A 20,833-nucleotide genomic window follows, 5' to 3' on the forward strand; every position below is an offset into this window, starting at 1 on the left:
CGTTCTCCGGCTCAGGCCTGCACCAGCCACTCGGGCGAGACCATCGCCAGGTAGATGGCCAGCCGCAGGCGGTTGCGCAGCGCGTTCTGGCGTGCATCGGCGTTGGTGGCGGTCAGGGCCGGGACGTTGACGCTGGCCACCGCCGCGACGATCTCCTCGCGCAGCTCGGCCGGCATCGCGCCGCCGAACAGCCGGGTATCGACCCAGCCGACCAGGGCGGACGGCTGTTCGGCGCGGCCAACCTCGGTCTCCAGGCCGAGCTGCACGTCGCGCAGCGTCTGGCCGGCCGGCACGTCACCGACGCCGTTGTTCTGCAGCACGCTGCGCAGGTGGTTGGCATAGCCGGCGACGCTGGTCTCGTGGCTGATCTGCATCTCCGGCACGGTCAGGCCGCGCGCGCCGGCGCGGCTGTTGGGCGGCACGTAGCCCGGCCGGTAGAAGTTGAAGACCGACGGCGAGCGCCAGGGCGACTGGCCCAGCGAGGTCGCCGGATCGTCCGTGTTGCCGATGCGCCAGGCGCCGCTGACCGAGCGTGCGCCGAAGGTCCGCAGCAGCCGGGCCAACCGCAGCACCGGCTCGCGCAGGCGGCCGCGTTCGACCTCGTCGGCGGCCGGTGCGCGGCGCGCTTCCGGGTCCAGCAGGACGGCCTTCACGACCGCGCCGAGGTGGCCGCCGCTGGCGTGGAAGGCGCCCGACACGCGGGCCACGTAGGCGGGGCTGGGGTGGCTGGTCACCAGCCGCTGGATCAGCTGGCGGCCGATGAAGGGCGCGACGTTGGGATGCCCGGCCAGCCGGTCGAGCGCGCGGTTCAGGCTGGCCGATGGATCGGGGTTGCTGCCCTGGTCGGCCACGCTCAGTCCGAGAAAGGTCTTCTCCGCGCTCGAATGGAACCGTGCATACGGCGTCATCGGCTGGATCCAGCGGTCCGGGTCGGGCGCGTTGGCCGTGCTCCAGCCGAAGAAGCAGGCATTGGCCTGGTCGCCACAGGCCAGGCTCCAGCCGGTGAAGACGCGCGCCAGGCCGCTGACGTCGGCCGCGCCGTAGGTCTCGATCGCGGCGCTGCCGTTGCGGCGCGGGCTGCCATCGGGGTTGAGCTCGACCAGGCCGATCGAGAACAGCTGCATCACCTCGCGGGCGTAGTTCTCGTCGGGCACCCGGCCGGTCGCCGGATCGTCCTTCTGGTTGCGCAGGTGCGAGAGGTAGGCACCCATCACCGGGCTCAGCGTGACCTGCCTGAGCAGCTCGCGGTAGGACCCCAGGCCGGCCGTGGCCAGCAGGTCGTGATAGGCCATGACGCCGCGCGGCTGCTCGCCCACGTTGGAATCGGCCGCCGAGACCACAAAGATCTGCGACAAGGCCCAGGCCACCCGCTGGCGCAGCTGGTCCGGCGCGGTGACGGCGTTGCGCCAGAAGGTGAACTGGACCTCGCTGCGGCTGACCGCCGTCGGGTCCAGCGCCAGGTTGGCCGCGTGCAGGCCCTGCCAGAAGGCCCGGGCGGAGGTGGCCGGCATCGCCAGCTGCTCGTCGATCCAGGCCCCGGCGCCGATGCGGCGCACATGGGCGATGTCGGCCTCGGTCGCGCCGAAGGTCGCCTGGTCCAGGAACCGGACGGCCTCGGCATCGGACGTGATCGGCGCCTCGGTGCTGCCGGACGATCCGCCGCCGCAGCCCGTCAGGCTGCCCAGCAGGACGCCGACCAGCGCGAGACCGGCCGCCAGGCGGCGCGCGGTCGGACGTGAACAGGAGGGGACGGGACGCATCGGCGGCTTCCAGGTCTGCGGAGGCGCCGATCTTGCGGGCCGTCCCGGGTCAGAAAGCGTGCATCTTCCACGTCCGACACACTCCTTCCATGCCCTTACCGATGTCACCGGCCGCGACCCACCCGGATGCGGGGGATCGGCGGCTTGTCACGCGGTCAGCGCTGTGGTTTTCCGGCGATGCAGCGCCGCACGCCGGGCCAGCCGCGCCGGCCGCAGGGCGTCGCCACCGTCAGGTCCGGCGTCGGCGTGCCGGCCTCGTCCATGCGCGCCAGCACGGTGTGCCAGGCCTGCACGCCACGCCGGTCCAGCCGCAGTTCGAGCAGCCAGCCCTCGCGGGCGGCCGGCAGCTCGAAGCCGTCGAACACGAAGTTGCCGAGGCTCCAGACGATGGGCTTGCCGCGGTAGATGTCCGCGCCCTGGGTGACGTGCGGATGGCCGCCGACGACGGCATCGGCGCCTGCATCGATCATCCGCCGGGCCAGCGCGCGCTGGCGTTCATCGGGCTGCGGCTCGCGCTCCCAGCCCCAGTGCATGAAGGGGATGACCAGGTCGGCGCCGGCACGGCGGGCGGCCCGGATGTCGGCCACCACCTGGCTGTCCTCGCTCCAGGCGATGCCGGGCCAGTTCGGGCCGGCCTCGAAGCGGCGCGGCTTGAACTCGTTGTAGCCCAGCACGGCGATGCGCAGGCCGCCGCGTTCAAGCCACAGCGGCCGGTGCGCCTCGTGCAGGTCACGACCCCCACCGAAGGGCGTGATGCCGGCCGCCCGCACGTGTTCGAGCGTCTCCAGGAAGGCGGCGGGGCCGTAGTCGCCCGAATGGTTGTTCGACACCGCCAGCGCATCGAATCGGCCCTTCAGGACCCGCATCGCGGCCGGGTCGGCGCGGAAGGTGTAGATCTTGTTCTCGAGCGGCTGGCCGGTCGTCGCCACCGGCAGCTCGAGGTTGCCGATGCGCGCGTCCGCCGCGGCGAACCACGGATCGAAGGCCGCCAGCGGATCGCCGCCGGCGGCGATGGTGCGGCCGGGTCCGTCGTCGAGCATGAGGTCGCCGACGAACAGCAAGCGGACCGGCGCGGGGGACTGCGCGAACGCCGGGAAGGACATCGCCCAGGCCAGGATCAGGGCCAGGACGCCGCTCGGGATGCGCGTGTTCATCGGCCTTCCCTCCCGCACCAGTACTGCAGCTCACCATCGCGCGTCGGCTCGTAGACGCGGTTCAGGCCGGTGAAGCCCCACCCCGCGCCGCCCCCCGTACCACCCGCCACGGCGCGCACCGCTGCCGGCGGCCAGGCCACGTCGAGCTGGTGGACCAGCACCGGCGCGTCGCTGCGGTCGGCGTAGACATAGGCCTTGAACGCCGCCAGCTCGCGCGGCCGGGTCTGCAGCACGAAGCGGATCAGGAAGTAGGAGCCGACCGCCACCGCCGGCACCGCATGCGGGTCGTCGACCGCCGGCACGGCATGCGCGACGGTCTCGCCGCCGTAGGTGACGTGGCAGGTGGCCAGCGGCGCGGACCCGGCCGGGCCAGCGGCCAGGAGGGACAGCGAGACGGCAGCGGCGGCCAGCGCGTGCCGGGGATCGGGCAGGTTCATCGGCCGGATTGTCGCGGCCAGGCAGCGCGGCCCCACGCCCGATCCAGCCTGCGCTTCACAGCGCATGGAAGACACTGTCGACCGTCGCCGGCCCCTCGCCCACCGTGGCGCGGAACAGCAGCTCATCGGTGGCCCGCAGGCGGCGGCAGACCTCGCGGCCGAGGTTCATCTGGATCAGCGCGAACTGCTCGGGGTCGTGCTCGAACAGCCGCAGCAGGTCGTCGGGCGAGACCTCGATGGCCGAACAGTCGGTCTCGGCCCGCACCGAGGCGTTGCGCGGCGACGGGTCCATCAGCGCCATCTCGCCGAACACGTCGCCCGGTCCCAGCGTGCGCAGCCGGTAGTCACGGCCCTGCCAGCGCTTGCGGACCTCGACCGTGCCGGACTCCAGCACGTACATCGAGCAGGCGTCATCGCCCTGGCGGAAGAAGTCGCCACCGGCACGGACCTGGCGCACCCGCAGCGGCGTCAGCAGGTCGTCGAGGGCACGGGCGCTGACCGCCCCGAACACGGGCATGGCCTGCAGGCGCTCGATGCGTTGGGCATTCATGGCGGGTCTCCTGTTGTCGTTCTGGCCGGGCCGGGCAGCCCATCAAGATAGCGCGGCCGGCGTGTTCCGGACAAGGGCTGCGCCGACAATCGCGCCATGTTCACGAACCTGATCCCCGCCGCGTCGCCCACCGCCCCGACCCCGGACGACCGCGCCCGTTTCCTGCGCCTGCTGCGCACCGCCACGCTGGACGGCGAGGCCTCGGCCGACCCGCTGCAGCGGCTGATCCTGAGCCAGCACCACGGCGAACCGTCCGACCTGGACCGCCTGATCGTCCGCCCGCTGCGCCTGCGAGGCGAGCCGGCGCTGCAGCTCGTCTGGCGACACGCGACCCGCGACATCACCAAGAACCTCGCGCCGGCCGAGGGCCTGGCGCTGATCGACAGCCTGCTCGACCCGCAGGACGGCGCGGGCTTCGCGCATGCCCACCTCGACACCCGCCGCCACGAGATCCAGTTCGGCGCACGCCGCAAGGGCGGCGGCTGGAAGTTCCGGCTGCAGGTCGGCAAGCGCAAGCTGGCCAACGATGCGGCGTCCGATGCCGCACCAGACGTGGCACCACACGCGGCACCAAACGCGGCACCGGACGCGGCCGCGGCCGCCGCAGACGACGACCACAACCGCACCAAGCACCGCCTGCTCGACCTGGCCCAGCCGGCCTGGCTCGACCTCGGCCTGGCCAGCGCCGACGCCCGGCTGGTGCCGTCGATGGCGCGCAAGTGGAAGCAGATCAACCGGTTCACCGAGATCTTTGCGGACGCGCTGGGCCGCTCGCCGCTGGCCACGCCCGCGCGCGTGGCGGCGGGCGAGCCGGTGCGGGTGATCGACTTCGGCTGCGGCAAGGGCTACCTGACCTTCGCGATGCACCAGTGGCTGACCGCCCAGGGCCGCCGCGCCGAGGTCACCGGCGTCGAGCTGCGCCAGGAGCTGGTGACGCTGTGCGAGGCCAGCGCGCGCCGCCACGGTCACGACGGCCTGCGCTTCGATGCCGGCGACGTGCGCCACTACACCCCGCCGCAGCTCGACGTGATGGTGGCGCTGCACGCCTGCGACATCGCCACGGACCACGCCATCGACCTGGGCCTGCGCGCCGGCGCGTCGATCATCATGTGCTCGCCCTGCTGCCACAAGGAACTGCGCGGCCAACTCCAGCCGCCCGGCCCGCTGCGCGCGCTGCTGCGCCACGGCGTCCACCTGGGCCTGGAAGCCGAGATGGTCACCGACAGCCTGCGCGCGCTGCTGCTGGACGCGGCCGGCTACGACACCCAGGTCTTCGAGTTCGTGTCGCTGGAGCACACCAACAAGAACAAGATGATCCTGGCCGTCCGGCGCGAACGGATCGACCCGTCGCACGCCGACCGCATCCGCGCCCAGATCGCCGAGATCAAGGCCTTCTACGGCATCCGCGAGCAGTGCCTGGAAACGCTGGTGGCGGCGCGCTGCGCGGCGTGAGGCGCGTCCACGGCAGGCCGGACGCGCGGCGCATCAAGCGACGATCGCGCCCTTGTCCAGCCGCAGCACGCGGTCGCAGCGCGCGGCCAGGGTCTGGTCGTGGGTGACGAGCACGAAAGCGATGCCCTGGCTGCGGGCCAGGTTCAGCATCAGGTCGAAGACATGGCCGGCGGTCTCGCGGTCGAGGTTGCCTGTGGGCTCGTCGGCCAGCACGCAGGCCGGGCGCGTGACCAGCGCGCGGGCGATGGCCACACGCTGGCGTTCGCCGCCGGACAGCTCGCCCGGCCGGTGCTGCATGCGCGGGCCCAGGCCGACGGCCGACAGCACCTGGGCGGCGGCCTCGCGCGCAGCTTCGGGGCGCGCGCGCCGGATCAGCAGCGGCATCGCGACGTTGTCGATCGCGCTGAACTCGGGCAGCAGGTGGTGGAACTGGTAGATGAAGCCGAGGTGGCGGTTGCGCCAGCGGCCCTGCTCGGCCGCATCCAGCCGGTCCAGCCGCTGGCCCAGCAGCTCGACGCTGCCGCTGGTCGGCGCGTCCAGTCCGCCCATCAGGTGCAGCAGCGTGCTCTTGCCCGAGCCGGACGCGCCGACGATGGCCACCAGCTCGCCGCGCGAGATGGTCAGGTCGATGCCGCGCAACACGGTCACGTCCAGGCCGTCGGCACCGCCCTCGTGGTAGCGCCGGGTCAGGCCGGTGGCGCGGATCACCGGGCCTTCCGTGCGGGTCTCGTGGACGACGTCATTCATAACGCAGCGCCTCGGCCGGGTTGACGCGGCTGGCGCGCCAGCTCGGGTAGAGCGTGGCCACGAAGGCCAGCAGCAGCGAGGTCACGACGATGGGCAGGATGTCCGCGCCCTGCGGGTCGCTGGGCATGCGGCTGATCAGGTAGATGTTGCCGGGCAGGAAGCTCACGCCCAGCGCGTGCTCGATGGCCGGCACGATCACGTCGACGTTGAAGGCCACCAGCAGGCCCAGTGCCAGGCCACCGAAGGTGCCGATCACCCCCGAGGTCGCACCCTGCACCATGAAGATCCCCATCACCGAACGCGGGCTCGCGCCCAGCGTGCGCAGGATGGCGATGTCGGCGCGCTTGTCGGTCACCGTCATCACCAGCGTCGAGACGAGGTTGAAGGCCGCCACCGCGACGATCAGCGTCAGGATGATGCCCATCATGCGTTTCTCGATCTGCACCGCATCGAACCAGGTCGCGTTGGTGTGGGTCCAGTCGCGGACGATGTAGTCCAGGCCCAGCTCGGTGCCGATCTGCGCGGCCAGCGCGCGGGCCTGGTGCAGGTCGGCCAGCCGCAGCTGCACACCCTGCGGGCCGCCGGTGCGGAACAGCCGGGCCGCGTCGTCGATGTGCATCAACGCCAGGCCGCTGTCGTATTCATAGTGGCCGGCGTTGAACACGCCGACCACGCGGACCTGCTTGAGGCGCGGCACGACGCCGGCCGGCGTGGTCTGGCCGCTGGGGGTCACCAGCGTGATCGAGTCGCCCGCCTGCACGCCCAGGCTGCGGGCCAGCTGGCTGCCCAGCACGACGCCCCATTCGCCGGCCTGGAGTCGCGCGAGCACGCCGTCCTTGAGCTGCGCGCCCAGCGGCGTCACGTCGGCCTCGTAGGCGGGATCGATGCCGCGCACCATCACGCCGCGCATGTCCTCGCCGCGCGCGACGAGCGCCTGGGCGGCGACGAAGGGCGCGACGCCCTGGACTTGCGGGTTCTGCTTGAGACGCTCGCCGAGCGCGGCCCAGTCGTCCAGCGCCGCGCCGCTGGCACCGTAGACCTCGACGTGCGCGACCACGCTGAGCATGCGGTCGCGGACCTCCTTCTGGAAGCCGTTCATCACGCTCAGCACGATGATCAGCGCGGCCACGCCGAGCGCGATGCCCAGCATCGACACGCCCGAGATGAAGGAGATGAAGCCGTTGCGGCGACCGCCCCGGCCAGCGCGCGTGTAGCGCCAGCCGATGCGCATTTCATAGGGCCAGTTCATGGGGCGGCGATGCTACCCGAGGGGCACGGCGCGACCGGGTCGACGCCGATAATCCGGCCCGCCCGGACCCTGCCTGTCCCGGCCCCGATCCCCGAGCGCCCGCCGCTCCCCGAACCCTGACCGCCGCCCCTGCCCGCCTTGAACGCCGACCCGACCCCTCACCTGATCCTGCCCCACGCGAGCGCCCTGTCCGATGCCGCGCTGGCGGCCCTGGGCACCCTGCGGCTGCCGACGCTGCAAAGCCTGCTGGCCCGGCTGAGCCTGGTCGACGACACCGACCGCCACCTTGGCGAGGCCCAGCGCGGCGACGAGGAATACACCCTCAGCGCACCGCACGAGACCCTGCTCGCGCGCCTGCACGGCTGGCAGGGCGGCGACGGCCTGTGGCCGCTGGCCGCGCAGGCCGCTGCCGCCGACGGGCTGGACGTGGTGCCCGGTGACCCGCTGCCCTGGGGCCTGGTGACGCCGGTCCATTGGCAGGTCGGCAGCGACTCGGTCAACCTGATCGACCCGGCCCAGCTGGCCTTGACCGAGGCCGAGTCACGCACGCTGTTCGAGCGGCTGCGGCCGTCCTTCGAGGCCGAGGGCTGGCAGCTGCTGTGGGGTGCGCCGCTGCGCTGGTATGCGCGCCACCCGAGCCTGGCGACGCTGGCGCTGGCCTCGCCGGACCGCGCCATCGGCCGCAGCCTGGACCTCTGGCTGGGCAAGACGCCCGAAGCCCGTCGGGCCCGACGCTTGCAGGTCGAGGCCCAGATGCTGTGGCACGAACACCCGGTCAACGAGGCCCGCGAGGCGGCCCGGCAATGGACCGTCAACTCCTTCTGGCTGAGTGGCTGCGGCCCGGCGCAAGCCAGCGCCGTCCTGCCCGGCGTGACGCTGGACGAGCGCCTGCGCGCCACCCTGCTGGCGGGCGACTGGCCCGGCTGGGTCGCCGCCTGGCAGGCGCTCGACGCCGGCCCGCTGGCCGCGCTGCTGGCGCGGGCCCGGGACGGCCAGCCCGTCGCGGTCAGCCTGTGCGGCGAACGCCGCGCGCGCACCTGGCGGCTCGACGGCGCCGGGGCCTGGCAGCGGCTGGGGCATGGGCTGCGTGAACGGCTCGCCAAGCCCGATGGGCTGGCGGTCATCCAGACCTTGAAGGACCTGTGATGAGCAACCCGCAGATCGCCATCCGCGACGTGCCACCGCGGGCCGTCTGGGCGCTCGAACAGGCTGGCGTGCACCCGCTGCTGGCGCGGCTGTTCGCCGCCCGCGGCATCCGCAGCGCCGACGAGCTGGACGACGGCCTGGCCCGCCTGCTGCCGCCCGACGCGCTGCTCGGCGCGCGCGAGGCCGCCGTGCTGCTGGCCGACACGCTGCAGGCCGGCCAGCGCCTGGTCGTCGTGGCCGACTACGACTGCGACGGCGCCACCGCCTGCGCGGTCGCGCTGCGCGGCCTGGCCATGCTGGGCGCGCGACCGGGCACGCTGCAGCAGATCGTCCCGGACCGCGCGGTGCACGGCTACGGCCTGACGCCGACCATCGTCGACCTGGCGCTGGACCGCCCCGAGGCCGACCGGCCGCAGCTGCTGATCACCGTCGACAACGGCATCGCCAGCCAGGCCGGCGTGGCCCATGCACGCTCGCGCGGCCTGCGCGTGCTGGTGACCGACCACCACCTGCCGGCCTGCGATGCCAGCGGCGGGGTCGTGTTGCCCGAGGCCGACGTGATCGTCAACCCGAACCAGCCCGGCTGCGGCTTCGCGAGCAAGGCCATCGCCGGTGTCGGCGTGATGTTCTACGTGCTGCTGGCGACCCGCGCCGAGCTGCGCCACCGCGGCGCCTTCGACGCCGCCAGCCAGCCGCGCCTGGACGCGCTGCTGGACCTGGTCGCGCTGGGCACCGTCGCCGACGTGGTCCGGCTCGATGCGAACAACCGCCGGCTGGTCGCGCAAGGCCTCAAGCGCATCCGCGCCGGGCGCATGCAGGCCGGCGTCGCGGCGCTGTTCGCGGCGGCCGGGCGTGACCCGTCGCGGGCCAGCGCGGCAGACTTCGGCTTCGCGCTCGGCCCGCGCCTGAACGCGGCCGGTCGGCTGGCCGACATGAGCCTGGGCATCGCCTGCCTGCTGTGCGATGAGCCGCGCCGTGCGGCCGAGCTGGCGCAGGCGCTGGACGCGATCAACCGCGAGCGCCGCGAGGTCGAGTCGGGCATGAAGGACCAGGCCGAACGGCTGCTCGAACGCCTGATGCCGCGCGGCGAGGCACCGCCCGCGCTCGTGCTGTTCGACGAGGACTTCCACGAGGGCGTGGTCGGCATCGTCGCCGGCCGGCTCAAGGAACGCCTGCACCGCCCGACCTTCGTCTTCGCGCGCGGCGGCGACGGGCTGCTCAAGGGCTCGGGCCGCTCCATCCCTGGCTTCCACCTGCGCGATGCGCTGGACCTGGTCGCCAAGCGAGAGCCCGAGCTGCTGCGCAAGTTCGGCGGCCATGCCATGGCCGCCGGCTGCACGCTGTCGGCCGACGGCATCGAGCGCTTCGCGGCCGCGCTGCAGCAGGTCGCCGCCGAATGGCTGGACGCCGCCGCGCTGCAGCGCCGCCTGGCCACCGACGGCCCGCTGGATGCCGCCGCCTTCGAGCCGGCGCTGGTGCGGCTGCTCGATGCCGAGGTCTGGGGCCAGGCCTTCGAGGCGCCGCTGTTCACCGACGAGGTCGACGTGGTCCAGCAGCGCCTGGTCGGCGAGAAGCACCTCAAGCTCAGCGTTCGCCACGCCGGCACGCTGCGCGACGCGATCTGGTTCGGCCACACCGACGCGCTGCCCAACCGCGTGCGGCTGGCCTACCGCCTCAACATCGACGAATACCAGGGCCGCCAGCGCGTGCAGATGGTGGTCGAGGCCGCGATTGCGGTGGGCATCGCATGAACACCGACGTCGCCAGGACCTTGCCCGTCGTCGCCCTGCCCGTCTTCGTCCTGCTCGACGACGCCCATGCCACGGCCGACGCGCCGACCAGCCGGCTGTACACCCAGCTGCGCCGCGAGCTGGCCTGCCACGAGCCGGCCGAGCTGGACGCCGTCTGCGCCGAGCTGGCGCGCGAACTGGCCGCCGGCGCCCATGCGGTCGTGCTGGCCGACTACGAATGGGGCGTGCGGCTGCAGTTCGCCGACTCGGCCCATGCGGCGCCGGCCCGTGGCGGCAGCTTCAACGTGCTGCTGTTCGATCGCTGCGAACGGCTCGATGCCGACGGCGTCGCGCGCTGGCTGGCGACACAGGCGGCCGACCTGCCGGCCGGTTTCAGCCGCTGGCAGGGCGAGAACGGCGAGCACACCTTCGGCGCGCCGTACAGCGCGGCGATCGGCCACATCCACGACTGGATCCGCGCCGGCGAGACCTACCAGGTCAACCACACCGTGCGCCTGCATGGCCAGGCCTGGGGCGACCCGCGCGCGCTCTACCGCCGCCTGCGCCAGCGCCAGCCGGTGCCCTATGGCGCGCTGGTCCACCGGCCCGATGGCCGCTGGGTGCTGAGCTGCTCGCCGGAGCTGTTCGTGCGCCATGACCTGCGCGGGAAGGCCGATGAACACGGGCCTGTCGGCATCCTGACCACCAAGCCGATGAAGGGCACGGCCGCCCGGCAGGACGACCCGCTGGCCGATGCCTGGAGCCCCGAACGGCTGCAGTCCGACCCGAAGAACCGGGCCGAGAACCTGATGATCGTGGACCTGCTGCGCAACGACCTCGGCCGCATCGCACGCACCGGCACGGTCAAGGTGCCGCGGCTGTTCGAGATCGAGCCCTACCGCACCGTCTGGCAGATGACCTCGACCATCGAGGCCGAGCTGCCGCCCGCCACCGGCCTGGCCGACGTGCTGCGCGCGCTCTTCCCCTGCGGCTCGATCACCGGTGCGCCCAAGCGCCACACGATGGAACTGATCGCCCGCATCGAGCCGCAGCCGCGCGGCCTCTACTGCGGCGCGATCGGCTGGGTCGATGCGCCGCCGGCTGGCAGCGGCCTGGCGGTCGGTCCCTTCTGCCTGAACGTCGCCATCCGCACGCTGACGCTGGACACGCCGGTGTCGGCCGACGACGGCGGCCGCCGCCCGGCCACGCTCGGCGTCGGCGCGGGCATCGTGCTGGACTCCATCGCCACCGCAGAGGCCGAGGAGGTCCAGCTCAAGGCCCGTTTCGTGACCGCCTACGACCCCGGCTTCACGCTGTTCGAGACCCTGCGCGCCGAGGACGGTCGCCTGCTGCGGCTGGACGCACACCTTGAGCGCCTGGCTCGCAGCGCCGCGCAACTCGGCCACACCTTCGACGACACGGCGGTCCGCGCCCGGCTTCACGCCACGCTGCAGGCCCTGCCGCGCACGCCGCATCGGGTCCGCATCGACCTGTCGGCCGACGGCAGCCTGAGCGTTCGCCACGGCGCGCTGGCGCCGTTGAAGCCGAACGCGCGGCGGGTCCTGCTGACCGATCAGCCGGTCCCGCCCGCCGAAGCGCTGCTGTTGGGCCACAAGACCTCACGGCGCAGCGCCTACGACGCGGCCATGCACACGGCCGAGCTGGCCGGGGCCTTCGACCTGCTGTTCTTCGACGCCGACGGTCGGTTGAGCGAAGGCTCGCGCAGCAGCGTCTTCATTCGCCTGAACGGCCAGTGGCTGACCCCGCCGGCACGCGGCCAGCTGCTGCCCGGCGTGATGCGCGCGGCGGTGCTGGCCGGCGAGCCCGGCTGCGTGCTGTCGCCCACGCCGATCGAGCGCGACATCACGCGCGCCGACCTGCTGCGGGCCGAGTGCGTCGCGGTCTGCAACAGCCTACGCGGGCTGATGATGGTGCGGGTCGAGGTGCAAGCGGGCGATCAGGGGCTCAACGCATGAGCCACCCCTCCGCACTGGCCGACGAGGACCAGCGCCACGGCCCGCTGGAAGACGGCATGGCCCTGCTGTCGGCCACGTTGTTCATGTCGCTGGGCCTGGTCCTGTTCCAGAAGGTCGGCCTCTACACCGGCGGCACGGCCGGCCTGGCCTTTCTGGTGCACTACCGGACCGGCTGGCCGCTCGGCGCGGTGTTCTTCATCATCAACCTGCCCTTCGGCTGGCTGGCTTGGCGCCACCTGGGCCGCGCCTTCGCGCTGCGCACGCTGGCAGCGGTCGCGCTGATCTCAGCGCTCAGCGAGGCCACGCCGCAGTGGATCGCACTGGACCGCGTCGCACCCGGCTACGCGGCGCTCGCTGGCGGCGTGCTGATGGGCACCGCCCTGCTGGTGCTGTTCCGACACCGCGCCAGCCTCGGCGGCATCGGCGTGCTGGCACTCTGGCTGCAGGAGCGCCATGGTGTCCGCGCCGGCAAGTTCCAGATGGGCGTGGACGTCTGCATCGTGCTAGGCGCGCTGGCCGCGACCGATGTCGCCCGGGTCGCCTGGTCGGTGCTGGGCGCCGTGGCGGTCAACCTGGTGCTGGCGATGAACCACAAGCCGGGGCGCTACCGCGGCCTGTCCTGAACCCCGCGCCGGCGGATCGAATGCCGAGCGGTTCGCCGCTCAGGCCGAGGTGTCCACCTCGATCGTGCGCACCACCCAGCCGAGGTAGTCCGGCATCGTCTGCAACGCCTCGATCGACGAGGGCGACGGCACCGTCAGGCCATCGGCGCGCGCCGTCTCGATCCAGTGCCGCGCCGCCTTGCGCGCCGCAGCCAGGGCCTCGGCGAGCGAGTCCCCCCCCGCAAAACAGCCCGGTAGATCGGGCACGACCACGCCCCATCCATGTTGGTCGGTGGGCAGGTCGATGACGACGGGGTAGGTGATGAATGACATTTGTCAATTTTGACATCCATCAAGTTAATGAAACATGACTCGGGGCGGGTACCGACCACACATGCCCGGCGCACACGGCTCGGACAACAGGGCGACCGACCATGAAAAATGCCCAAGTGATCAATCACTTGGGCTTTTCGTGTCATCGCTGGCGGAGAGGGCGGGATTCGAACCCGCGGTGGGGATTAACCCACACACGCTTTCCAGGCGTGCGACTTAAACCGCTCATCCACCTCTCCGCGAAGCCCGCAAGTATAGCGGAAGAGAACATGAAAACGCCCGCGCGAGGCGGGCGTCTGGTCGGGTGAGCCGGCGGCTTGCGGCGCCGGCGTCACACCGGGTGGGCTGGATCAGCGCACGACGGCGATCTGTTCGCGGGCGCCGCCCTTGTAGGTGTACAGGGTCAGCGCGCCGTTCTTGATGTCGCCCTTCTCGTCGAAGGAGATGACGCCGGTCACGCCCTTGTAGTCGGCCGTCTGGGCCAGCACCGGCAGGTACTTGGCCGGATCGGACGAGTCGGCCTTGACCATCGCGGCCACGAGCACGTTGGTCGCGTCGTAGACGTAAGGGGCGTAGATCTGCACGTCGGCGTTGAACTTGGCCTTGAAGCGGGTCTTGAAGTCGTCCATAGCGACCTTCTGCTCGCCTTCGACGCCACCGGCTTCCGCGCACACGACCTGGCCGTCGGCCATCGCGCCACCGGACAGCTTGGGCAGCTCGCCGGTGCAGATGCCGTCACCGCCCATGAACTTGGCCTTGATGCCCAGCTGCTTCATCTGGCGAATCATCGGACCGGCCACCGCGTCCATGCCACCGAAGAAGACGACGTCCGGCTTGGACGCCTTGATCTTGGTCAGGATGGAGGTGAAGTCCGTGGCCTTGTCGTTGGTGAACTCGCGGGCAACGGTCTTGCCGCCAGCGCCTGCAACGCCCTTCTCGAACCCGTCGGCCACGCCCTGCCCGTAGGCCGTGCGGTCGTCGATGACGGCGATCGACTTGCCCTTCAGTTCGGCGATGGCGTACTTGCCGAGCGTGCCACCCAGGTGCACGTCGTCAGCGACCACGCGGAAGGTGGTCTTGAAGCCTTGACGGGTGTAGTTGGGGTTGGTGGCCGAGGGCGAGACCTGCGGGATGCCGGCGTCGCTGTAGATCTTCGAGGCCGGGATCGAGGTGCCCGAGTTCAGGTGGCCGACCACGCCGACGACCTTGGAGTCGACCAGCTTCTGGGCCGCTGCCGTGCCTTGCTTCGGGTCAGCGCCGTCGTCTTCGGCCAGCAGCTCGAAGGTGACCTTGGCGCCGCCAATCGTCACGCCCTTGGCATTGAGTTCGTCGATCGCCATGCGCGCGCCGTTCTCGTTGTCCTTGCCGAGGTGAGCGATCGCGCCACTGGTCGGGCCGACGTGGCCGATCTTGACGACGGCAGCGGCCGGGGCGGCCGGGGCTGCTGAAGCGGCGGCGGCTGCCGGAGCGGCTTCTTCCTTCTTGCCGCAGGCGGCGAGCATGGCAACGCTGACCAGGGAGAGAGCAAAAATGGAACGATTCATGTGAACCCTCGTTGATAGAAGCGGTAAGGATAATGGACCAGTTGCGCCCGGGAAATACGCGCAGACACTGAGATGACAAGGCCATCGAGGTGCTGCGGCCGCGCCGCCGGGATGGCGTGTCAGCGCGGTCGGTGACGGGCCAGTTCCTGTGCGACGGCGCGACGCACGACGTCGTGCAAGGTCTTGTTGAGTTCCTCGCGCGTCTCGATCAGGAAGGCATCGAGCAACCTCGCAAAGACCGGGCCAACGCTTTCGCGCATGCGGTACTCGAACATGCGGTCGATCTGGCGCTGGACGTCGGCGAGCACGCGCTGCGCAAGCTCGTTTTCATCGATGCCATCGGGCATCGCGGCATTCTGGAGCGGCCTCAGCTGCATCACGTCGGCGCTGCGCGGTGGCGCCTGGGGCGACGACTCCGGCGCGTCGACGGCGACCGCCTGGCCCGACGCGGTCTCGGCGTCGAGCGAGAAGCCCACCACATCGGTGAGCGTGGGCACCAGTTTGGGCGGCGGCGGCAGGGCTGCGGTCATGTCAGGACGACTTCACGTCGTGGCGCTCGATGGTCACGCCCAGCTGCGCGTAGTGGCGCCAGCGCAGACGCGCCTGGGCACGGTCCTCGTCGCCCAGGCCGACGATCTCGATGACACGGTCAAAGCGCGGTGCCGGCTCGGGCACCTCATGACCCAGGTTGACCAGCACGCCGTGGCCGGCTTCCGGGCCGGGCTGATCCAGCAGCACGATGGGCGTGCGCTCGCGCAGGCGCGCGGGCAGACGGTCCGGGCTGGCAGCGCGCCAGTGCGGCACGAACTCGAGCGCATCGAAGATCCACAGCGAGCGGTCGAGGTCATCGAGCGTGTGGGACGAACCGGTGACCGCGACCCGCGCGCCCTGTCGCCAGGCCTTGCGCAGCAGACGGCAGGTGTACTCGCGCCGATCGGGCACGTTGAAGTGGAAGGCAACCGCTGCGAGGGCCATGAGGTCAAGGTGCGGTGCGAGGTGAAAGTGCAGGCCGGCGCTCAGGTGGCCGAGGTCGGCGACGAACCCGCCGCCTGGTCCAGCACGAAGTGGGTCAGCAGCGGCACCGGACGACCGGTCGATCCCTTGGCCGCGCCGCTCTTCCAGGCCGTGCCGGCGATGTCCAGGTGGGCCCAGCGGTAGGCTGCGGTGAAGCGCTTGAGGAACAGCGCCGCCGTGATCGCGCCGCCGGCCCGGCCGCCGACGTTGCCGACGTCGGCGAAGTGGCTCTTGAGGCCTTCGGCGTACTCGTCGTCCAGCGGCATGCGCCAGGCGCTGTCGAGGCTGCGACGACCCGCGCCGAGCAGGCTCTCGGCCAGCGCGTCGTCCGCACTGAACAGGCCGCTGTGCTGATGGCCCAGCGCGATCACGCAGGCGCCGGTCAGCGTCGCGATGTCGACCACGGCGGCCGGCTTGAAGCGCTCGACGTAGGTCAGCGCGTCACACAGGATCAGGCGGCCTTCGGCGTCGGTGTTGAGGATCTCGATGGTCTGGCCCGACAGGCTGGTGACCACGTCGCCCGGCTTGACGGCGCGGCCGTCGGGCATGTTCTCGCAGGTCGGGATGACGCCGATCAGGTTGACCTTGGGCTTGAGCTCGGCCACCGCACGCATCGTGCCGAGCACGCTGGCGGCGCCGCCCATGTCGAACTTCATCTCGTCCATCTCGGCCGCCGGCTTGATGGAGATGCCGCCGGTGTCGAAGGTGATGCCCTTGCCGACCAGCACGATCGGCGCGGCCTTGCGGGCGGCACCGTCGTAGCGCAGCACGATGAACTGTGGCGGCTCGTCGGAGCCCTGCGCCACCGCCAGCAGCGCGCCCATGCCGAGCCGTGCCATGGCCTTGCGGTCGAGCACCTCGATGCCCAGGCCGTGTTCCTCGGCCAGCGCGCGGGCCTGCGCGGCCAGCTGCGTCGGCGTGCAGTGGTTGCCAGGGCGGTTGGCGACCTCGCGCGCCAGCGTCACGCCCGCGGCGATGGCCTTGCCACGGGCCAGTCCCGCGCGGACCTCGGCCAGCTGGGCCTTGTCGGTCTTGTCCAGCGCGAGGGCGAGCTTACCGAGCGCGGCCGCCGCCGGTGCGCTGGGCTTGGTGTGGCGATAGGTGTAGAGCGCATCGGCGAAGGCCGTCGTCGCAAGTTCGGCATGCTGGGCGTCGAGTGCTTCCGGCCCGGCCCAGCCGATCACGACGGCCGACGCGCCGCTGGACTTCAGCGCCGCGAGGCCCGCAGCCACCGCGCCGCGCCAGGCCTTGGCGCCGAGATCGGCCACCACGAGCACCAGCCGCTGCGCCTTGAGGCCGGCGGGCCGGTGGACGTAGAGCAGCTTGGCGTTCTTGAGTTCGAGGTCACCGTGGCGCACGGCGTCGTGCGCGAGGTCGGCGATGGCACCGGTCACGCGCCAGGTCTTGGGGTCCGCAGGCAGGACGACCAGCCACGCCGGGGTGGCATGTCCGGCCCAGTCTTCGGGCGAGAGGGGCAGGGCTCGAACGTCCATAATTCCATGCAGTCACAAGACGCAATGATGTTATTCGATTCCACCCTACGCAAGGAGCTGTCGCGCAGCTTCGGCGGCACCCTCGCGGTCATCCTGACCATCGTGCTGACGATGATGCTGATCCGCACGCTCGGCCAGGCCGCACTCGGCCGGGTCTCGCCGCAGGACGTCGTGCTGCTGCTCGGCTACACCGGGCTGGGCCACGTGCCCACCATCCTCTGCCTGTCGCTGTTCGTGGCCATCGTCTCGACGCTGACGCGGCTCTACCGCGACAGCGAGATGGCGGTCTGGTTCTCCAGCGGCGTGTCGCTGTTGCGCTTCCTTCGACCGGTGCTGCGCTTCGCGCTGCCGGTGCTGGCGATGGTGGCGGTGATGCTGCTGGTGACCTGGCCGTGGGCGAACCGCCAGGCCCTCGAACTGCGCGCCCGCTACGAGCAGCGCTCGGACCTGTCGCGCGTGGCGCCGGGCCAGTTCCAGATCTCCGGCAACGGCCAGCGCGTCTTCTTCATCGACAAGCAGTCGCCCGATGCCTCGACCGGCCGCAACATCTTCATCGTCGACCAGCGCAAGGACCACGAGTCCGTCACCAGCGCACTGGCCGGTCGCATCGAGCTGACCGGCGACGGCGCGCGCGAGCTGGTGCTGCGCGACGGTGCCCGCACCGACCTGGACCTGCAGGGCAGCACGCGCACCATTTCCCGCTTCGACAGCTACAGCATCCGCATCGAGGAACGCGTGATCCAGCAGGACGCCAGCCTGCGCCCGCCCGCCCGCAGCACGCTCGACCTGATCGGCGATGCCGAGCCGCGTGCGTTCGGCGAGCTGGCCTGGCGCTTCGGCATGGCGCTGGCCGGGGTCAACCTGGTCTTCCTCGGGGTCGCGCTGGCCAATGGCAGCGCGCGCACCGGCAGCGCCTGGACGCTGATGTCGGCGCTGCTCGGCTTCATCGTGTACTTCAACGTCGTCAACCTGAGCCAGTCCTGGGTCGGCAGCGGGAAGCTGTCGCTGGCCGGCGCGCTGCTGCTGGTGCATGGCGGCATGGCCACGATCACCGCGACGCTGTTCTGGTGGCGCGTGCGCGGTCGCGCCACGCGTGGCCGCTGAAGACGGAGGTCCCGACATGCGCACCGTCCGCCGCCTGCTCTACCGCGAGATCCTCGGCGCCACGCTCTTCGTGATGGCGGCCTTCCTCGGCCTGTTCTTCTTCATCGACCTGATGGGCGAGCTCGAACAGGTCGGCCGCAATGGCTACACGCTGTGGCACGCGGGCCTGAGCTGCCTGCTGCAGGTGCCGGGACATGTCTACGAGCTGGCGCCGATCGCCGTGCTGATCGGCGCGATCTACGCGCTGTCGCGACTGGCGCACTCGTCGGAGTTCACCATCCTGCGCACCGGCGGCCTCGGCCCCGGGCTGGCGCTCAAGCTCCTGGCCGGACTGGGCCTGTGCTTCGCGGCGCTGACCTTCGTGGTCGGCGACTTCGTCGCGCCCTGGTGCGACACACGCGCGACGCTGCTGCAGGCCAGCGTGTCGGGGCGGCTGTCGGTCGGCCAGGGCGGTGCCTGGCTGAAGGACAGCGCGATGACCGCCGACGGCGAGCACCGCTACACCGTCAACTTCCTGTCCGCCCGCGACGACGGCACGCTCGAGCAGGTCCGCATCTTCGAGTTCGGACCGCGTGGCGAACTGCGCCAGCGCACCCAGGCCGAAGAGGCCCGCATCGACGAGGACGGCAACTGGACCTTGTCCGAGGTGCGGGTCTCGCACTGGTCCGCCGACCGCATGCCGAAGCTGGCCGACGACGAGGTGCGCGACGAGCTCATCTGGCACTCCGGCCTGACCCGCGCGGTCGTGGCCGCCGCCGTGCTGCCGCTGCGCACGATGACGACGATGGCGCTGTACACCTACATGAGCCACCTGGAAGACCATGACCAGGCGGCGCAGCGCTACGAGATCCAGTTCTGGAAGAAGGCGCTCTACCCCTTCGCCTGCCTGGTGATGATGGGCCTGGCGCTGCCGTTCGCCTACCTGCATGGCCGCAGCGGCGGCATCGGCCTGATGGTCTTCGGCGGCATCATGCTGGGCATCAGCTTCGTGCTGCTCAACAACGTCAGCGGCCACCTGGGCCTGCTCAACAACTGGACCCCGTGGATCGCGGCCAGCGCACCCAGCGCGATCTACCTGCTGCTGTCCATGGCCGCCTTCAGCTGGCTGGTCCGCTACCGATGAACCCCGGTCGTCGGCCTTCCGGGCCGCCGGCCCCACCGCTCCTTCGAGACCCGACGATGCAAGGCATCCTGCTGTTTGCCCACGGCGCCCGCGATCCCGCGTGGGCCCGCCCCTTCGAGGCGATCGCCGCGCAGATGCGCGCGGCCGCGCCGCAACAGGCCGTCGCGCTGGCCTTCCTCGAACTCATGCAGCCCGGCCTGAAGGACGCGGTCGCGACGATGCGCGCGCAGGGCTGCGACGACATCACCGTGGTGCCGCTGTTCCTCGGCGCCGGCGGCCATGTCCGGCGTGACCTGCCGGCGCTGATCGAGGAACTGCGCGCGGCCCATCCCGGGCTGGCGCTGCGCACCACGCCGGCGATCGGCGAGACCGAGGTCGTGACCCGCGCGATCGCGCTGGCCGCGCTCGAACTGGCCACGCAGGACAGGCCCGCGCCATGAACCTGCACCAGTTCCGTTTCGTCCAGGAGGCGGTGCGCCGCAACCTCAACCTGACCGAAACGGCCAAGGCGTTGCACACCTCGCAGCCGGGCATCTCCAAGGCCATCCTCGAACTGGAGGAAGAACTCGGCGTGGACATCTTCGCGCGCCACGGCAAGCGCCTGAAGCGGGTGACCGAGCCGGGCCAGCTGGTGCTGCAATCGATCGAGGCCATCATGCGCGAGCTGGCCAACCTGCGCCGCATCGGCGAGGACTTCTCGCGCCAGGATGCCGGCACGCTGTCGATCGCGGCGACCCACACGCAGGCCCGCTACGTGCTGCCCGCGCCGGTCGCGGCGCTGCGCACGGCCTGGCCCAAGGTGGCCGTCAGCCTGCACCAGGGCACGCCCGACGACGTGGCGCGCATGGTGCTGGACGACGCCGCCGAGATCGGCATGGCCACCGAGCGCCTGACGCAGTACGACGACCTCGTCACCCTGCCCTGCTACGAATGGCGCCACGTCGCGGTGATGCCGGCCGACCACCCGCTGACCCAGCTTGAGCGCATCGGGCTGGAGCATCTGGTGCGCCACCCGCTGATCTCCTATCACCCGTCCTTCACCGGCCGTGGCCGCATCGACGCGGCCTTCGAGCAGCGCGGCCTGAAGCCGCAGATCGCGCTCGAGGCGATCGACTCGGACGTCATCAAGACCTACGTCCGGCTCGGCCTGGGCGTGGGCATCGTCGCCGAGATGGCCGTGCGCGACGACCCGATGTGCGCCCCCGGTGGCGAGCTGGTCGCGATGCCGCTGGGCCACCTGTTCGGCGCCAACGTCGCGCGCATCGCCTTCAAGCGCGGCGCCTACCTGCGCCATTTCGTCTTCGCCTTCGCCGAGCTGCTGTCCGAGCGCCTGAACCGCGCGCTGATCGAGCGCGCGATGCACGGCCCGACCGGCGGCGACGCCGCGTCGGACGCCATGTGATCCCCGCATCGATCCTT

20 protein-coding genes and 1 tRNA gene are annotated in these 20,833 nt (G+C 71.5%); 9 read left to right on the forward strand and 12 right to left on the reverse strand.

Annotated features, from left to right (window positions below; genetic code table 11):
• Positions 1-11: 11 nt before the first annotated feature.
• From Q8X39_RS07660 to Q8X39_RS07675, 4 genes are all read right to left on the reverse strand, one after another.
• Positions 12-1,760 carry a DUF1800 domain-containing protein gene (locus Q8X39_RS07660; RefSeq protein ID WP_305749057.1) on the reverse strand — a complete coding sequence of 583 codons (1,749 nt, stop codon included), beginning with the start codon at positions 1,758-1,760 and terminating at the stop codon, positions 12-14.
• A 155-nt stretch (positions 1,761-1,915) separates the two neighbouring features.
• Positions 1,916-2,914, reverse strand: a complete 999-nt coding sequence (locus Q8X39_RS07665; protein ID WP_305749058.1) for a CapA family protein — start codon at positions 2,912-2,914, stop codon at positions 1,916-1,918.
• Complete coding sequence (locus tag Q8X39_RS07670; RefSeq protein ID WP_305749059.1) at positions 2,911-3,351, reverse strand: hypothetical protein; 441 nt, start codon at positions 3,349-3,351, stop codon at positions 2,911-2,913. The genes Q8X39_RS07665 and Q8X39_RS07670 overlap by 4 nt, the downstream gene beginning before the upstream one ends.
• Positions 3,352-3,406: 55 nt before the next feature.
• Entirely contained in the window at positions 3,407-3,901 is a 495-nt protein-coding gene (locus tag Q8X39_RS07675) for a Crp/Fnr family transcriptional regulator (RefSeq protein WP_305749060.1), read from the reverse strand.
• A gap of 96 nt (positions 3,902-3,997) precedes the next feature.
• Between Q8X39_RS07675 and Q8X39_RS07680 the strand changes: the two genes are divergently transcribed.
• On the forward strand, positions 3,998-5,353 hold the full coding sequence (locus Q8X39_RS07680) for a class I SAM-dependent methyltransferase (RefSeq protein WP_305749061.1): 1,356 nt from the start codon (positions 3,998-4,000) through the stop codon (positions 5,351-5,353).
• A gap of 33 nt (positions 5,354-5,386) precedes the next feature.
• On the opposite strand, the gene lolD is transcribed toward Q8X39_RS07680, so the two are convergent.
• Both lolD and Q8X39_RS07690 read right to left on the reverse strand, forming a co-directional pair.
• Complete coding sequence (gene lolD, locus Q8X39_RS07685; protein ID WP_305749062.1) at positions 5,387-6,100, reverse strand: lipoprotein-releasing ABC transporter ATP-binding protein LolD; 714 nt, start codon at positions 6,098-6,100, stop codon at positions 5,387-5,389.
• Complete coding sequence (locus tag Q8X39_RS07690) at positions 6,093-7,349, reverse strand: lipoprotein-releasing ABC transporter permease subunit (RefSeq protein WP_305749063.1); 1,257 nt, start codon at positions 7,347-7,349, stop codon at positions 6,093-6,095. The genes lolD and Q8X39_RS07690 overlap by 8 nt, the downstream gene beginning before the upstream one ends.
• Before the next feature lie 138 nt (positions 7,350-7,487).
• Between Q8X39_RS07690 and Q8X39_RS07695 the strand changes: the two genes are divergently transcribed.
• Genes Q8X39_RS07695 through Q8X39_RS07710 form a run of 4 tightly spaced genes read left to right on the forward strand, consistent with a single transcriptional unit; the run spans position 7,488 to position 12,824 of the window.
• Positions 7,488-8,495 (forward strand): hypothetical protein, encoded by a 1,008-nt coding sequence (locus Q8X39_RS07695; RefSeq protein WP_305749064.1) that lies wholly within the window; start codon positions 7,488-7,490, stop codon positions 8,493-8,495.
• Complete coding sequence (gene recJ, locus Q8X39_RS07700; protein WP_305749065.1) at positions 8,495-10,246, forward strand: single-stranded-DNA-specific exonuclease RecJ; 1,752 nt, start codon at positions 8,495-8,497, stop codon at positions 10,244-10,246. The genes Q8X39_RS07695 and recJ overlap by 1 nt, the downstream gene beginning before the upstream one ends.
• Positions 10,243-12,201: a bifunctional chorismate-binding protein/class IV aminotransferase gene (locus tag Q8X39_RS07705; protein ID WP_305749066.1), complete on the forward strand. Its 1,959-nt coding sequence runs from the start codon at positions 10,243-10,245 to the stop codon at positions 12,199-12,201. The genes recJ and Q8X39_RS07705 overlap by 4 nt, the downstream gene beginning before the upstream one ends.
• Positions 12,198-12,824, forward strand: a complete 627-nt coding sequence (locus Q8X39_RS07710; protein ID WP_305749067.1) for a YitT family protein — start codon at positions 12,198-12,200, stop codon at positions 12,822-12,824. The genes Q8X39_RS07705 and Q8X39_RS07710 overlap by 4 nt, the downstream gene beginning before the upstream one ends.
• Positions 12,825-12,863: 39 nt before the next feature.
• Here Q8X39_RS07710 and Q8X39_RS07715 read toward each other — a convergent pair whose 3' ends face one another.
• From Q8X39_RS07715 to Q8X39_RS07740, 6 genes are all read right to left on the reverse strand, one after another.
• Positions 12,864-13,136 carry a type II toxin-antitoxin system HicB family antitoxin gene (locus Q8X39_RS07715; RefSeq protein ID WP_305749068.1) on the reverse strand — a complete coding sequence of 91 codons (273 nt, stop codon included), beginning with the start codon at positions 13,134-13,136 and terminating at the stop codon, positions 12,864-12,866.
• A 149-nt stretch (positions 13,137-13,285) separates the two neighbouring features.
• Positions 13,286-13,375: transfer RNA gene (locus Q8X39_RS07720), tRNA-Ser, on the reverse strand.
• Positions 13,376-13,486: 111 nt separating this feature from the next.
• A complete protein-coding gene (locus Q8X39_RS07725; RefSeq protein WP_305749069.1) occupies positions 13,487-14,680 on the reverse strand; it encodes a branched-chain amino acid ABC transporter substrate-binding protein in 1,194 nt (397 codons plus the stop codon).
• A 119-nt stretch (positions 14,681-14,799) separates the two neighbouring features.
• Complete coding sequence (locus Q8X39_RS07730) at positions 14,800-15,210, reverse strand: hypothetical protein (protein ID WP_305749070.1); 411 nt, start codon at positions 15,208-15,210, stop codon at positions 14,800-14,802.
• A gap of 1 nt (position 15,211) precedes the next feature.
• A complete protein-coding gene (locus Q8X39_RS07735) occupies positions 15,212-15,655 on the reverse strand; it encodes a DNA polymerase III subunit chi (RefSeq protein ID WP_305749071.1) in 444 nt (147 codons plus the stop codon).
• A 41-nt stretch (positions 15,656-15,696) separates the two neighbouring features.
• Positions 15,697-17,187, reverse strand: coding sequence for a leucyl aminopeptidase (locus tag Q8X39_RS07740; RefSeq protein WP_305749072.1), 1,491 nt, complete (start codon positions 17,185-17,187; stop codon positions 15,697-15,699).
• A gap of 27 nt (positions 17,188-17,214) precedes the next feature.
• Here Q8X39_RS07740 and lptF point away from each other — a divergent pair, with 27 nt between their 5' ends.
• The 4 genes from lptF to Q8X39_RS07760 are packed head-to-tail and all read left to right on the forward strand — an operon-like array spanning position 17,215 to position 20,816.
• Positions 17,215-18,291: an LPS export ABC transporter permease LptF gene (gene lptF, locus Q8X39_RS07745; protein WP_305749073.1), complete on the forward strand. Its 1,077-nt coding sequence runs from the start codon at positions 17,215-17,217 to the stop codon at positions 18,289-18,291.
• A gap of 16 nt (positions 18,292-18,307) precedes the next feature.
• A complete protein-coding gene (lptG, locus tag Q8X39_RS07750; RefSeq protein ID WP_305749074.1) occupies positions 18,308-19,414 on the forward strand; it encodes an LPS export ABC transporter permease LptG in 1,107 nt (368 codons plus the stop codon).
• A gap of 56 nt (positions 19,415-19,470) precedes the next feature.
• Positions 19,471-19,854, forward strand: a complete 384-nt coding sequence (locus Q8X39_RS07755) for a sirohydrochlorin chelatase (protein ID WP_305749075.1) — start codon at positions 19,471-19,473, stop codon at positions 19,852-19,854.
• Positions 19,851-20,816: a CysB family HTH-type transcriptional regulator gene (locus Q8X39_RS07760; RefSeq protein ID WP_305749076.1), complete on the forward strand. Its 966-nt coding sequence runs from the start codon at positions 19,851-19,853 to the stop codon at positions 20,814-20,816. The genes Q8X39_RS07755 and Q8X39_RS07760 overlap by 4 nt, the downstream gene beginning before the upstream one ends.
• The last annotated feature ends 17 nt before the right edge of the window (positions 20,817-20,833 follow it).

This window comes from Leptothrix discophora (assembly GCF_030705305.1).
Taxonomy (GTDB): Bacteria; Pseudomonadota; Gammaproteobacteria; order Burkholderiales; family Burkholderiaceae_C; genus Sphaerotilus; species Sphaerotilus discophorus.

What these genes read in the sequence shown, in the direction of transcription:
- Q8X39_RS07665 (WP_305749058.1), bottom strand. Translation starts at nt 2,914, where the DNA reads ATGAACACGCGCATCCCGAGCGGCGTCCTGGCCCTGATCCTGGCCTGG.
- lptF (WP_305749073.1), top strand. Translation starts at nt 17,215, where the DNA reads ATGTTATTCGATTCCACCCTACGCAAGGAGCTGTCGCGCAGCTTCGGC.
- lptG (WP_305749074.1), top strand. Translation starts at nt 18,308, where the DNA reads ATGCGCACCGTCCGCCGCCTGCTCTACCGCGAGATCCTCGGCGCCACG.
- Q8X39_RS07740 (WP_305749072.1), bottom strand. Translation starts at nt 17,187, where the DNA reads ATGGACGTTCGAGCCCTGCCCCTCTCGCCCGAAGACTGGGCCGGACAT.
- recJ (WP_305749065.1), top strand. Translation starts at nt 8,495, where the DNA reads ATGAGCAACCCGCAGATCGCCATCCGCGACGTGCCACCGCGGGCCGTC.
- Q8X39_RS07760 (WP_305749076.1), top strand. Translation starts at nt 19,851, where the DNA reads ATGAACCTGCACCAGTTCCGTTTCGTCCAGGAGGCGGTGCGCCGCAAC.
- Q8X39_RS07725 (WP_305749069.1), bottom strand. Translation starts at nt 14,680, where the DNA reads ATGAATCGTTCCATTTTTGCTCTCTCCCTGGTCAGCGTTGCCATGCTC.
- lolD (WP_305749062.1), bottom strand. Translation starts at nt 6,100, where the DNA reads ATGAATGACGTCGTCCACGAGACCCGCACGGAAGGCCCGGTGATCCGC.
- Q8X39_RS07675 (WP_305749060.1), bottom strand. Translation starts at nt 3,901, where the DNA reads ATGAATGCCCAACGCATCGAGCGCCTGCAGGCCATGCCCGTGTTCGGG.
- Q8X39_RS07660 (WP_305749057.1), bottom strand. Translation starts at nt 1,760, where the DNA reads ATGCGTCCCGTCCCCTCCTGTTCACGTCCGACCGCGCGCCGCCTGGCG.
- Q8X39_RS07705 (WP_305749066.1), top strand. Translation starts at nt 10,243, where the DNA reads ATGAACACCGACGTCGCCAGGACCTTGCCCGTCGTCGCCCTGCCCGTC.
- Q8X39_RS07710 (WP_305749067.1), top strand. Translation starts at nt 12,198, where the DNA reads ATGAGCCACCCCTCCGCACTGGCCGACGAGGACCAGCGCCACGGCCCG.
- Q8X39_RS07755 (WP_305749075.1), top strand. Translation starts at nt 19,471, where the DNA reads ATGCAAGGCATCCTGCTGTTTGCCCACGGCGCCCGCGATCCCGCGTGG.
- Q8X39_RS07670 (WP_305749059.1), bottom strand. Translation starts at nt 3,351, where the DNA reads ATGAACCTGCCCGATCCCCGGCACGCGCTGGCCGCCGCTGCCGTCTCG.
- Q8X39_RS07715 (WP_305749068.1), bottom strand. Translation starts at nt 13,136, where the DNA reads ATGTCATTCATCACCTACCCCGTCGTCATCGACCTGCCCACCGACCAA.
- Q8X39_RS07735 (WP_305749071.1), bottom strand. Translation starts at nt 15,655, where the DNA reads ATGGCCCTCGCAGCGGTTGCCTTCCACTTCAACGTGCCCGATCGGCGC.
- Q8X39_RS07730 (WP_305749070.1), bottom strand. Translation starts at nt 15,210, where the DNA reads ATGACCGCAGCCCTGCCGCCGCCGCCCAAACTGGTGCCCACGCTCACC.
- Q8X39_RS07690 (WP_305749063.1), bottom strand. Translation starts at nt 7,349, where the DNA reads ATGAACTGGCCCTATGAAATGCGCATCGGCTGGCGCTACACGCGCGCT.
- Q8X39_RS07680 (WP_305749061.1), top strand. Translation starts at nt 3,998, where the DNA reads ATGTTCACGAACCTGATCCCCGCCGCGTCGCCCACCGCCCCGACCCCG.